The organism is Sphingobacterium sp. MAE (genome assembly GCF_056711605.1).
In genome coordinates, this window is sequence record NZ_CM160044.1 from 448,577 (window position 1) to 462,302 (window position 13,726).

A 13,726-nucleotide genomic window follows, 5' to 3' on the forward strand; every position below is an offset into this window, starting at 1 on the left:
AGAAAATGAAGAATAACAATATATATAAGTTCTCTCAGCTGCATGCTTTTGAAAAGTTTGCCGTAAGGGGATATTGTTCTTTTATTTTTATGGAGATTCCGGTTCTTCGCTTTCGACGACCCATACTACCTCGGGCTTGATATGAGGTAGTGATCTTTCTTTTTAGTAATATCATCAGGTCCGATGATGGCGCTCCACGATTTTATTAATTGTTTTTTCATAGCAAAACGCAATTTCGATTGTTCGTTTTATTATTTGGGTCGTAAGTCAATGACTATTTCAGAATTTTTAATTATTCCAGCAAAGCCTGAGCATGTTGCATATGCTGAGCAGATTTGCAATGAAATGTTCGAGTCTGCAAAAGCTCGGGGGACTGGTATTGCTCGTCGCAAACCAGAGTATGTTGCCAATAAAATGGTTGAAGGTAAAGCTGTTATTGCTTTACATAAAGATGGTCGATGGGCGGGGTTTGTCTATATCGAGACCTGGGGACATGGCGACTATGTTGCCAATTCCGGATTAATTGTCAATCCCGAATTTCGAAAAGTAGGTTTGGCAAAAGCGATTAAAAAAAGAGTTTTCGAATTATCTAGAGAAAAATATCCACATGCTAAGATATTCGGTTTAACAACAGGTCTGGCGGTGATGAAAATCAATTCAGAACTTGGTTACGAGCCGGTGACCTATTCCGAATTGACACAAGATGAGGAGTTTTGGAAAGGCTGCCAAAGCTGCGTAAATTACGATATTTTATTGAGTAAGGACCGTAAGAACTGCATGTGTACAGCGATGCTTTGGGATCCTGTTGATAAAGAACGTGAGTTGAAAGAAAAAATTCAGCGAAAGGCAGAAGCAAAAGAAAGATTAGAGCGTATTACGCAAAAACAATCCCTATTGAAGCGGATAGAAGCAAAATTATGGAAATCAGCAAAAAAGTTCGTTGCGGTCAATTTCCATAAGAGTAAAAAAGTAGTTAAGGAGTTTTAAGTTTTTTATATTTTTGATTTAGCCTCTGTGTGAGGTTGATCAACGAATTAATCCAAAAAGATGAAAAAAGTAGTTTTAGCATTTAGTGGCGGGTTAGATACATCATTTTGCTGTATTTATTTGACACAAGATTTAGGTTTAGAAGTTCACTCAGTAGTAGTTAACACAGGTGGTTTCTCAGAGGAGGAATTAAAACAAATTGAAGCGAGAGCTTATGCTTTAGGTGTAAAATCGCACACAGCTATTGATGAAACGCAAGACTATTACCGCGAAACTATTAAATATTTAATTTTTGGTAATGTATTGAAAAACGCAACTTATCCATTATCCGTTTCAGCAGAACGTGTTTGTCAGGCCACAGCTATTGCCAATTATGCAAAGAAAATTGGAGCCGAATGCGTAGCACACGGTTCTACAGGAGCAGGTAACGATCAAGTACGTTTTGATATGATCTTCCATACATTAATTCCAGGAGTCGAGATCATAACACCGATACGTGACTTACAATTATCACGTGAAGATGAAATCGAATATTTGAATAAACATGGAGTTGAATATTCTGCTGAAAAAGCCAAATATTCCATTAACAAAGGTCTTTGGGGAACTTCAGTAGGAGGGGCAGAAACATTGACTTCTAATCAATATTTACCAGAGTCTGCTTGGCCAACACCTGTTACCGCGACAGAACCTCAACAGATCACTATTGATTTTGTAAAAGGTGAACCAACAGCCTTGAACGGCAAAACATTAGATGCAGTAAGTGTTATTCAAGAATTGCAAGCATTGGCTCAGCCTTATGGTATCGGCCGTGATATCCATGTAGGAGATACCATTATTGGTATCAAAGGTCGTGTAGGATTTGAGGCTGCTGCTTCAGTAGTATTGATCAAAGCACATCATGCTTTAGAAAAGCATACCTTGACAAAATGGCAACTATCTTGGAAAGACCAGATTGCAGGATTCTATGGCAATTATATGCACGAAGGACAGATGCATGATCCCGTTATGCGTGATATCGAAGCATTCCTAACATCAACACAAGAAGCAGTTACAGGAAAAGTAATTGTCGAGTTGCATCCATATCGTTTTATTATGATCGGTATTGAATCGGAACATGATTTGATGTCTAATAAATTTGGAACATATGGAGAGATGAATGCTGGGTATACTGGAGATGATGTAAAAGGATTCTCTAAAATATTTGGTAATCAAACCATTATTTGGCATAAAGTCAACGGAAAATAAAGATATATAGATACAATGTATTCGAAGTCATTAATTTTCTATTAAAAAAAGTAATGGATCCCAAACTCATCATTTGAGATAGGGATCCATTTTTAACATCCATTGGTTTCACTGATAGATCATGGAATGAAAGCAGATATTAGGTACATGCATGGCCTAGTCCAATTAATAATCTAAATACTAAAAAATGATAAAAGTAGGAATAGTAGGATCAGCGGGGTATACAGGAGGTGAGTTATTACGGATATTGATATACCATCCAGAAGTTGAAATTGTATTTGCAAATAGCGCTTCCAATGCAGGAAATAAAATTTATGAAGTGCACAATGACCTATTTGGCGATACCGAATTAACTTTTTCTTCAGATTTTCATTCCAATATTGACGTGTTATTTTTGTGTGTAGGTCATGGCGACGCAAAGAAATTTTTAGACGCAAATCCAGTAGATGCATCGGTAAAAATTATTGATTTATCTCAGGATTTTCGCTTAAAAGCGAATACTTCTTATCAAGGTCAACAATTTGTTTATGGATTGCCAGAATTAAATAGAGAAGTGATCAAATCGGCACAATATGTTGCCAATCCAGGTTGCTTTGCCACCAATATTCAATTAGCGCTTCTACCATTGGCATACAAAGGATTATTACCAGAGCAGATCCATATCAATGCAACAACAGGATCGACAGGAGCGGGTCAGAAACCTGGACCAACTACACACTTCTCATGGAGAAATAATAATCTATCAGCCTATAAATCATTTGAACACCAACATTTACAGGAAATATCAGAATCTTTAGCACAGTTGCAAGATGGATTCCTTCCTCAGTCCGATCAAACATTATTAGAGCGTGCGGCAGCGAAAATCAACTTTGTCCCACAACGAGGTGATTTTACAAGAGGAATATTTTCAGTGATATATGTCGATTCAGACTTATCTGAAGAACAAGCTTATGAGTTGTATGAGACTTATTATGAAGGACATTCATTCACACATGTGAGCCGAGAAAATATCGATCTGAAACAAGTTGTCAATACAAATAAAAGTATTATTCATTTAGAAAAACACGGCAACAAATTATTAATCTTAAATGCAACTGATAATTTGTTAAAAGGAGCATCAGGCCAAGCGGTACAAAATATGAACTTAATGTTTGGTTTAAACGAAAGAATGGGCTTAAATTTAAAAAGTGTAGGGTTTTAAATCTATTCCAAAATATTATATAATTGAAAAGCGAAGACCATCATGGGCTTCGCTTTTTTTTGTTGCATAAGCAATTAAATAATAATCTTATTCATTTAATTACGATTATTAATCAAGACTTCCTCACTTTGTTCCCGCAGTAGTTAGATCTTGTGTAGTAATTATCTTGCTGATGCATTATTCTCTACAAAGTTATTTAATCAGTGTCCATATACTATTTGCACGAACGACTGATTTTTATATTCGTTTGATTATAAAAGTCTTGAATCAAGATAGTTGCAAAAATCTATTAAATCGACCTTTAATTCATATTCAGATAATATGAAGTGCTAATTTTAAGCATAAATCAGTTATGTTATACATAATTTTTCTGCAATCGATTGTGTAGATTGCGCAAACGATTTCGTTGTTGTGTGCTATAAACTTATGTTAATTATTATCCTATTATTGTAAAGCAAATAATTATTAATGTTTTAATAATCAAAGAGTAATAGCTGCTATCCTAACCAATAGTGTTATTTCTTAAATTTTTTTTAAACCTAGCCTTTTACTAGTACTGACATATTATAGAATTTTTAGCGCGGGTAGAATTTCAAAAACTCTATTTCATTTAACAACGTTTTCGAACAGTTTTTGAAGTTTAATAAATGTAGTTTGCTGTGCCAAAAAAATTAATTTCATATCAAATACTACGGTGATTCTTGTTGTGTTAATTCAATTTAGGTCAGTTTTACAAGTTTAGGGTGAAATATGCGCATCAGTATTAATGAATAAACTTAAATTAAATTAAAATAATGGTTAAAATTTACACAAGCGTTTCATGTGCTTTGTTTTTATCTATTGTTGGGACTCAATCTTTATACGCAAAAAAAAGCCCATTTAAACTCCCCGTTCAAATTGGCTCATATACTTTGCTGGATACTATAAAAAATGAGGATTCCGATTATAATGTGAAAACTGACACAATTGGCCAAATGGTGCAGGCCATGCAGAAATTTAAATCTGTTAGAGATACGATCAATATGCGCTCTGCAACCCCCGTACCTAATTTATCTATTCAACAGATAATCAAAGGAAATCTTGCAGGAGTTTATGTACAAGAGCCAAATGGCGAACCGGGTACGGAGCAAAGCATCATTGTACAAGGTGCTTCTGGAATCTTATTTTCTAAAAGAGATGTTTACGCATTACAGCCTGCTATTTATGTAAATGGTGTTCCTATAGTTGCTGAGAATCCTTTTGCATTCGATGTTCAGAAGTATGATTATAACCGGATTGGTCCTTCTACAAATTTATTGTCGCAAATTGATGTAAGTAATATTCAATCTATTTCTGTTATTAAAGATCCTTACGAATTAACTAAGTTGGGACCAAATGCTGCAAATGGTGCAATTTATATCATCACAAAAAATGCAAAATCGGGCCAAAAAGATATTAGTATCAATTCTTACTTTGGTTTTGCACCAGCGCCTAAGGTAAATACAGTAAATGGTGTTTATGAGAATATCTTCAGAAGACCTTTTTATGAAAAGTATGGTAATCAAGAAAGATTTGATGCTTATGCGCCTTATTTAAGAGATTCTACAAATACGGCTTATTTTGGCCCTTCAAATTGGAGTGACTCATATTACAAAAATACACCTACTTATTCAGCTGATATGGGTATAACTGGTGGAAATGATCGTGCAAATTTTAGATTTTTTGGTTCAGGAACTAAAAATGCTGGTAATGCAGATGACACAAATTTGAACCGTTATAATGTTTTTTTTGGAATTAATATGGCACCATTTAGCTGGCTGACTGTATCTAGTAACGTAAACGCAACACGCTTAGACCGCAAAAGAAACAAAAGCTTAAGAGATCGGTTTGCGGAGCAACGCTATATTCCAGATTTATCCACGCCATTATCTCCCAACAAAGAAATCTACAATGGTTTCTTAGATGAAAACAAGAAAAATGTTGACAATAATCGTGTGACAACATTAGGTGGTAACTTGACACTAAGTGCAAACATCAATAAATTGATTTTGTCTAGTTCTCTTATGTTTGATTACAATGAAGGCACTCGTGATTATTTTACTCCCTCTACGTTATTGGATGGTGTAAGTTATATATCTAGTTACTTTGGGTATAATCAACGACTGATCCTTAACAATTCAGCATCATATGAATTTGATTTTTCTGATGATAGTCAGTTAGCACTAGAGGCTGGACAGATCTTTCAAGGCGATACCTATAAATACAATTATGCTCGTGCTTATAATGGACCAAATGATTATGTGAAATTGAATAAAGTAAATCTTTCCGATCTGAATGCAACTGAGTTTTATGTGTTTAGATATATTGATAAAGAGGTACATAATATGCTCTCCTTCTATGGTTCGGCGAAATATAAATACAAAAACATACTTGATATTGGTGCTATCGTGAGAAGAGATGGATCATCAAATGGTCAGCCAGATAGCAGATGGGTAACCACACCAGCCTTTAATATCAATTATAATTTGAAAAATCAGTTTTTAGCGGATTATTCTTACATCGATAAATTAAATATTGTAGGAGGTTGGGGTAAGACTGTAAGTCCATTTTTGGATGACCGTTACGCAGCTGGACCACAATATCGGTCGGAAAATGGTTGGTATGAAGAGCCTACTATCCCAGGGTATGGCCCGGTGTTAGGTATCAATAGACCTTATGACAGTGGTTTTATTGGTTACAATATTAAGATGCCAATTGCAGAACGCGCAAGCGTTTCATTAGATGGAACTTTTTTTAATAATCGTATCAATGCTTCAATCTCTGCCTATAACAGAAATAATAAAAATCAAGTTGTTGGAGTACCAGTACCGACAGAAACAGGCTATAGTTTAAATTATAAATCAGGATTAAATATTAATAACAAAGGTCTAGAGTTCACTCTTAATGGAGCTATTATTGCAAATAAAGACGGTTTTAATTGGAATTCTGCAATTAATGTGAGTTACAATAAAAATAAAGTAACGTCTTTACCTCAAGGTTATACGGAGTTAATTAACGGGGATAATAGATTGGAAGTTGGTAAGTCCGTTGGGAGTTACTGGTTGTATAATAATGAAGGTATTTATAATTCTGAATCTGAGATCCCTGTTGGCTTGACATTTAATGGTATTCCTATAAAAGTAGGTGATCCAATTTGGAAAGATCATAATAAGGATAATCGTATTGACAACAATGATAAAGTCCAAATGGAAGATCGTCTCCCAAGTTTTGTCGGAGGTTGGAATAATAACTTAGCATACAAAAATTTTGATTTGAATTTTAATTTCATTTTTGCAGCGGGTCATAAAGCAATCAATCAATATGAGGCTAAACGATATGGATTTATTAACCGAGAAGCGGGTAATGACATCAACTCGGTACGCGAAGTGTCTTCATGGCAAAGTTTTAATAATGAAAAGAATTATCCGATCTATAACCCTTGGAGTGATGTAGATCCTTACCGTGTGGATCAAGATCTCTTTTTAGAGAATGCATCTTATTTGAAGTTACGATCTGTAACACTAGGATATGACTTGACTAAGGCTACAATTTTTAAAAAATCTGATCAACCGATCAGACGATTATATCTTTATGTCACAGCAATGAATCTTTTGACTATAACAAAATTTACAGGAACTGACCCGGAGTTAATTAATTTCAATGGTTATTATGATGGCGCTAATTTAAGTATTCCGAAAACTGTTGTTGTAGGATTTAAATTGGATTTATAAACGAGAGGATTATTAGACATGAATAAGGTAATAATAAAAATAAAATTATGGACAGGTAAATTGTCTCTAGCTCTTTTAACTATAATATTAGTTGCTAGCACATATTCTTGTAATAAAATAAATGATGTTTCTTCGAATAGGTTGGCTTCAGAAGAAACAAATTGGAAATCGCTGGAGGATGCCAAAGCCAATTTAATGTCTGTATACGGTTTGATGCGTTCTGCTACTGTTTCTGATAATGGCCACTGGCTAATGGGCGACCTTAGACAGGGGGATTTTACGATTACCAATCGTAGTGATCTAAAAGCAATTGTTAATGGTCAGCTCAATGCATCTTATCCCATTATAAGTAGAATAACGAATTGGAGAAGATTTTATGCCGTCATCAGTGCCGCGAGTCTTTTTATTGAGCGATCTTCAGAAATTATGAATGAGGATGTACGATACACTAAAACCAATAATAATGTGGATGTCGCACAAGCAAGAATTTTACGCGCTTTTGCCTATTTCTATATGACACGTATATGGGGTGATGTACCTTTACTGACCTCTTCTCATGATGGTAGTTTTGAGGCTAAAAATAGAACATCGCAAAATAAAGTTCTTGAATTTGCAACCAAAGAATTATTGACCGCAGCTCAGTTGGTTCCATTTCGATATGGTGGTACCGATCCGATCTTACCTGGAGATTATTATAACGAAGGATGGGCTTCTTGGAATGGTAACATATTTACACGTCTTTCCGTATATGGTATTTTAGCGCATATTGCCGCATGGCAAGGTAATTATGTAGATGTTGCAGCATATACGAAGTTTATACTTGATAACCACACGAAATTGAATGGCGATGGTTCTTTTGGTACTACTTATCTAAATATGGCTCATCTGACAGAAAACGATAATGGTTACAGTCCATTCGCTTTTAAACGCGCAACAGTATTAATTGGATTTCCTTTTGAATCAGGAAATGGATTAGCAACCAATAATGGGCATATTGAGGGTTTGACTCTTGCGTTACCATTTATTCCGAAATCAAAACCTGAGATGTTTGTCAATAAAGATAGTATCATGAATATCTTTACTGATCCTAAAGATCTTCGTTTTGGAATTGACCCAAAAACCAAACGATATCGTACCAATTACTTCTATAATTTTGAATCAGAAATGCCTGTTTTTAATAAGATTAAGGTCATTTCGCCGGAAAGTACTTCAGGTAACCTTACTTTATTTAGTTCGACACTTTTATTTAGTCGTTTGGAGGAGATCAGTTTATTGCATGCAGAAGCTTTGGCAGTACTAGGAGATACAAATGGAGCTTTTGAATCTTTAAATAAAGCCGCTGATTTGAGAGGAATTACTTTTTCATCCGTTAAAAACCCAGATATCATAGATGCTATTTTTCAAGAACGTAGACGTGAATTAATGGCGGAAGGTTGGAAATGGTATGATCTCGTGCGTTACAATAGGATTAAAAAACAAAAGACAATTTTTGCCAATAAAGATGGTAAATCAATGACCTTTCGCGAGTTTGAAGAGGCTGGAGGTATTTATTGGCCAATCTCTCAAGACGTCATAACCGCAAATCCAGGTATTACCCAGAACCCGTATTGGAAATAATAGATATAGCAACATGAAAAGTATAAAAAAAAATAATAGCATACGCTTTTTCTTAATGCTTGTCTCACTAGGGATGTTTGCATGTACTAAAAGTGAGTCACCTTATTACAATTATGAAAACAAGGTGCAATCCTTCAATGGGTCTGCATTGGGATATCTCCAAGCACAACCGCAGGGTACCTTCGATTCCCTATTAGTCGTATTGGGCCGTTTTCCAGATTTAAAAGACTCATTGACTAATCAACAAATAACACTGTTTGCACCAGTTAATAAAAACTTTGAAACAGCCATTAAGTATTTGAATATTAAGCGTGAGTTGGAAGGAAATGATGCTTTATTCTTGAGAGATTTAGATCTTGAAGGATTAGAAGAGATTATATGTAAATACATCATTCGTGGTAATAGAACGACAGATGCGTATATTAATAGTTCGGATGGCATCATTGCACAATCTATTTTATTTGATTACCCCATGCATATTAAATATTCGAAAGAGAGTTCTTCTGGTTATATCGGTGGTGGAGCAAGTACCTTAAATTTTAGTAATCCTTTTGGATCTGTTTTTACCCAAGATTGGGGTAAAACAAAAGCGACTACGGTAAATATCAAAACCAACAATGCTACAATTAATATTTTGGAATCCATTCATAACTTCGGCTTTAAGGAGTTTACGGAAAGACTAAACAATTAAGACTTAATTATGAAAAGAATAAAAAATATAGTTAAAATAGGTCTGCCTGTATTTTTAGGTATAGCTATCTTCTCTTCTTGTAAAAAAAATCTACCTGAAGAGACCTTGTCTATCGCTTATAATTCTAAATATACACAGACGCTTTACCAGCCTGTATTAGGCCGAAATACCTTATTTACTAATATATTTCAATATGGAAATTCATCATTACCTCTTGATTTTAAGATATTGAATATGAGGAGGTTCAATGGGGATCCCGCACCAGAACTGACACAGCTTTATCCTGTCCTTGTATGGCAAGGTATTTATGATGGTACTGAAAAATCGCTAGCGGAAATTGAAGCGAAACGTAAAATAGAGAATCATCCTTTATTTGAAATTCGACCTCGTTCAGGTGATTTCATTATGTGGTCTGCAGCGAACTCTAATATGGTGGTTGCTCAACCGGACTCGGGTTACGTTTTTGACGTAGAAATGTCCAATTCTGGTGGCAGACGGTATTTTCAGGGTATGCGCTTAACTCCATTTAGAGAAAGACCTTATGAGCCTTCTAATTTGGATCCGATTACTGGACAAGGAACAAACATATCTGTCAATCCTTCAGGTACGAATATCATTGGTGAACGAGGACAGCCCCTTAATACGAGCTCTGATATACAAGTATTATTCAAAAAAACAGGTAACGGTAATAGTTTGACCTTTAAGTTTGTGGATTCACTATCTAACCCAATAGATCCCAATAAGTTCGCAGATACGGATTGGAATAATTTGGTGCACGGTTTTAATATGACTAAGGATAATTTTCAGGTGAAATATGATGTTGCTTATCCAATTCCTTTAAGTGCATATCCTACAAAATATACAACTTCCTCAGGAGGACAAGCTCGAGTTGCATTCAAATTTCATCGTATGGCTTTTGGAAATATACTTCAAAATAATTACCTAAATTTTAATTTTAATATTTACCAAAAAGGTGATTGGGAGTTGACTTTTTGGTTTAAACGAGATCAACCGAAATTCACCAACGATTAATAAATCAATTTAAACTTAAATTAAAAGTATTTCAAATGAAGTATATATATACGATAGGTATCATATTGGCTTTAGGTTCGCATAGTCTTGTTTATGCTCAAAAGCAGATCAAGGTGACGGGAGTCGTGACGAGTGGCTCTTCGAGTTCTAATGAGACAATATCGGGAGTAAGTATTTCCTTAGGAGGAAAAGCCATAGGAAGTTCTGATCGATATGGTAAGTTTACAATCACCGTGCCTGATAATGGAGAGATTACATTTAAATCTCTGGGTTATAAAACGGTTGCAGTGGCTGTTAATAACAAAACCTATATCGCAGTGACTTTACAGGCAACAACTCAAATGTTGAATGAAGCGAAAGTTACATCAGGTTATCAAACTAAAAATAGAGCTTTAAGTACGGGATCTGCTGTTACAATTTCAGGGAAAGATATCCAAGGTGTACCTGCATCGGATATCATGAGTTTACTGCAAGGTAAAGTAGCTGGTCTTAATATTCAGAATACTTCTGGTGCACCAGGTGTGCGAGGGAGTGTGACGATTCGTGGTATTTCTAATATTAGTGTATCAGGTGATGGTAATGCGGCTTTCCTGACGCCGACATCACCTTTATATGTGATCGATGGGGTGCCTGTGGATGATAATGCTAATTTTTCATATGGATTTCAACAAGCGGGGCCTGGCGTTTCGCCAGCATCACAGATTCCTCCGGAGGATGTTGAGAACATTACTGTATTAAAGGATGCAGCAGCAACAGCACTGTACGGTTCTAGAGGTGCCTATGGCGTTATACTAATTACGACAAAACGTGGTAATTCGAAAGTTCCGGTTGTTCGTTATAATGGGTCAGCATTCCTATCCACAGTCCCACAATTACGAACTGTAATAGGAGGGAAGGATGAAAGATTGTTACGTATTGATCAAATTATGAAATACGATACTTCTTATTATCATGCGTTGGATATGATCGCCAATACACCATTTTTGTCCGATCGCTATAACCCTTATTATAATAATTCCACTGATTGGCAATCGTACTTTTACAAACCTACATATAATCAAACACACAATCTGAACGTATCGGGGGGTGATGTTAAATTTAATTATAAAGTAGCATTAGGGATTTATGATGAAACAGGTGTTCAAAAAAATACAGGCTATAGTCGGTATAATTTGAACATGAATATGATCTATAATCCAAATCCACGGTTTAAATTGGAAGCGCAATTAAACAATTCGATCCAACAGCAACGTATGGGTAGTGGTAATGGATTGTTTAATACAGGTGTTGCAGCAGCGGCAGATGCTTCTTCTTTGTTGCCTGCTCCAACGCTATTTTCTTCTGTGAACAGTGCTTTAAGTGCTTTGAAAACGGAAGATGATAATAAAGTATTGATTACAACAGCAACTGTTAATTTAAGTTATGATTTCTTTAAAAACTTTAAAGCATCATCGTATTTGAATTATAATGGTCAGTCAGGTACGAAAGATAATTTTACACCGGCGGCATTGAATAATAATCAAGCATTGTATTATACCTATAATGACCGTGCGACAACTATTTACAATAGAAATCAATTATCTTATGTCTTTTCTTTTAAAGAGCATGGTGAAGATGCCCATAATTTTTCATTGTTTGCATTCTCAGAATTAAGAGCCTCAGCTTTTAAGTCGGATGCGATGAAAAATGATCGCGTTGTGAACGATCAATTGCAAGGTCCAATTGTCAAGCAGACAGGTTATGCAAGTTCCAAAGGAGGAACGCTTGAGTATAATGATCTACGTACGGTGGCTTTTGCTGGGCAGTTTTCATATAACTATAAACAGCGGTATGTATTAGACTTAAACTATCGTGCGGATGGTTTGTCGACCAATGGTCCTAATGCTGGTTATATCAAAAATCCTGCTATTGCAATCAAATGGAATATTGAAAAAGAACGTTTTATGGAAGACGCTACTTGGTTGGATTATGGCTCTGTACGTTTAAGTTATGGTTCTAATATTTCGCCAAATGGTAATATCTATTACACTTATGGTAAATACTATGGTTCTGATCGCTACAATAATAACCCAACTGTGGTAACTGATCTAAATTATTTGCCGAATTTATCATTAGAGCCGTCAAAGGCGACCACTTATAATGCTGGGATAGACTTCTCACTATTTAGCAATAGATTTACATTATCGATGGATAGTTATTACAAGCAAAATGATAATATCTTCCAAGATAAAGTCATTTCATCAACCAATTCTTTTAACAAAATTGCATCAACTGAGATCAGTAATGTGAATTATGGATGGGAGTTTCAAGTTACAGGACGTCCGTTAGCACCTACAAGTCCATTTAAGTGGACCATGTCCGGAAGTTTTGCTATCAATAGAGAGATTTTGGCAGCATTACCAGATGGTTTACGTGAAAAAATAATTTCTACGGGCAGTGATGGTCAAGATATTTATCAAAGACTGGGGATTAATTCATTGTCTAATTTCTTGTTCAATACGAAGGGAGTTTACGCAACCAATGGACAAGTACCTGTGGATCCTGTTACTGGGTTACCTTACCGGGTGGGCGGAAATGATCCCTTAAATTATTTTAAAGGAGGCGATCCTATATTCACAGATTTGGATGGTAACTATGTGTTGGACAATAATGACCGTGTTATAGCAGGTAATTCGCAACCGGCAATAACAGGGGGATTATTTTCTCTTTTACAATATAAAAAGTGGAGTGTAGAGGTGAATGCTTCGTTTACATTAAAACGGGACGTTCTGAATAATACTTTAGCTTACCAATTCTCGCGCTTCGGAAATCCGACTACTATGGGTAGTATCGTTCCTTTATCAATGATTGATTATTGGAAGCAGGATGGTGATGTTGCAACCTATGGCAATCCGATGGATTTTGTGCGTAATGGTCGTATTAATCCATTCCGTTACAATCAAACTCTATTCCAAGAGGATGGATCATACTTAAAGCTCAATTCCATAAAAGTCTATTATAACTTCGATCAAAACTTGACAAGAAGATATGGCATGAATAGAATGAGCATGAATTTTTCAGCAGCAAATTTAGGATATATTACACGATATTCTGGAGCTAATCCGGAAACTGTAAGTGCACTAGGACGTGACTTTGGGGGCAACTATCCTTTGCCTAAATTATTTTCTTTGGGTTTAAATATCGAGTTTTAATACGTTTGAGATC

Annotated in this window: 8 protein-coding genes; all 8 read left to right on the top strand. The window is 35.5% G+C overall.

Going from position 1 to position 13,726, the window contains the following annotated elements; all coding sequences use genetic code 11:
- Positions 1–270: 270 nt before the first annotated feature.
- The 8 genes from AC06G9_RS01965 to AC06G9_RS02000 all read left to right on the top strand — a co-directional run bounded on the left by AC06G9_RS01965 (position 271) and on the right by AC06G9_RS02000 (position 13,713).
- Positions 271–987, top strand: a complete 717-nt coding sequence (locus tag AC06G9_RS01965) for a GNAT family N-acetyltransferase (RefSeq protein ID WP_045754610.1) — start codon at positions 271–273, stop codon at positions 985–987.
- A 60-nt stretch (positions 988–1,047) separates the two neighbouring features.
- Positions 1,048–2,232: an argininosuccinate synthase gene (gene argG / locus AC06G9_RS01970; protein ID WP_293928381.1), complete on the top strand. Its 1,185-nt coding sequence runs from the start codon at positions 1,048–1,050 to the stop codon at positions 2,230–2,232.
- Positions 2,233–2,419: 187 nt separating this feature from the next.
- Complete coding sequence (gene argC / locus AC06G9_RS01975; protein ID WP_045752467.1) at positions 2,420–3,433, top strand: N-acetyl-gamma-glutamyl-phosphate reductase; 1,014 nt, start codon at positions 2,420–2,422, stop codon at positions 3,431–3,433.
- A gap of 986 nt (positions 3,434–4,419) precedes the next feature.
- Positions 4,420–7,182, top strand: a complete 2,763-nt coding sequence (locus tag AC06G9_RS01980) for a SusC/RagA family TonB-linked outer membrane protein (protein ID WP_480957443.1) — start codon at positions 4,420–4,422, stop codon at positions 7,180–7,182.
- A gap of 18 nt (positions 7,183–7,200) precedes the next feature.
- Complete coding sequence (locus tag AC06G9_RS01985) at positions 7,201–8,799, top strand: RagB/SusD family nutrient uptake outer membrane protein (RefSeq protein WP_480957444.1); 1,599 nt, start codon at positions 7,201–7,203, stop codon at positions 8,797–8,799.
- Between the two features lie 13 nt (positions 8,800–8,812).
- The gene (locus AC06G9_RS01990) at positions 8,813–9,490 is read left to right on the top strand and encodes a fasciclin domain-containing protein (RefSeq protein WP_293928373.1); all 678 of its coding nucleotides are present in this window, start codon (positions 8,813–8,815) and stop codon (positions 9,488–9,490) included.
- Between the two features lie 9 nt (positions 9,491–9,499).
- On the top strand, positions 9,500–10,522 hold the full coding sequence (locus AC06G9_RS01995; RefSeq protein WP_293928371.1) for a DUF5007 domain-containing protein: 1,023 nt from the start codon (positions 9,500–9,502) through the stop codon (positions 10,520–10,522).
- Positions 10,523–10,557: 35 nt separating this feature from the next.
- The gene (locus AC06G9_RS02000) at positions 10,558–13,713 is read left to right on the top strand and encodes a SusC/RagA family TonB-linked outer membrane protein (protein ID WP_434440188.1); all 3,156 of its coding nucleotides are present in this window, start codon (positions 10,558–10,560) and stop codon (positions 13,711–13,713) included.
- Positions 13,714–13,726 lie beyond the last annotated feature (13 nt).

Excerpts from the sequence above, each read along its gene's own strand:
- AC06G9_RS01965 (WP_045754610.1), top strand. The coding sequence starts at position 271 with ATGACTATTTCAGAATTTTTAATTATTCCAGCAAAGCCTGAGCATGTT.
- argG (WP_293928381.1), top strand. The coding sequence starts at position 1,048 with ATGAAAAAAGTAGTTTTAGCATTTAGTGGCGGGTTAGATACATCATTT.
- argC (WP_045752467.1), top strand. The coding sequence starts at position 2,420 with ATGATAAAAGTAGGAATAGTAGGATCAGCGGGGTATACAGGAGGTGAG.
- AC06G9_RS01980 (WP_480957443.1), top strand. The coding sequence starts at position 4,420 with ATGCAGAAATTTAAATCTGTTAGAGATACGATCAATATGCGCTCTGCA.
- AC06G9_RS01985 (WP_480957444.1), top strand. The coding sequence starts at position 7,201 with ATGAATAAGGTAATAATAAAAATAAAATTATGGACAGGTAAATTGTCT.
- AC06G9_RS01990 (WP_293928373.1), top strand. The coding sequence starts at position 8,813 with ATGAAAAGTATAAAAAAAAATAATAGCATACGCTTTTTCTTAATGCTT.
- AC06G9_RS01995 (WP_293928371.1), top strand. The coding sequence starts at position 9,500 with ATGAAAAGAATAAAAAATATAGTTAAAATAGGTCTGCCTGTATTTTTA.
- AC06G9_RS02000 (WP_434440188.1), top strand. The coding sequence starts at position 10,558 with ATGAAGTATATATATACGATAGGTATCATATTGGCTTTAGGTTCGCAT.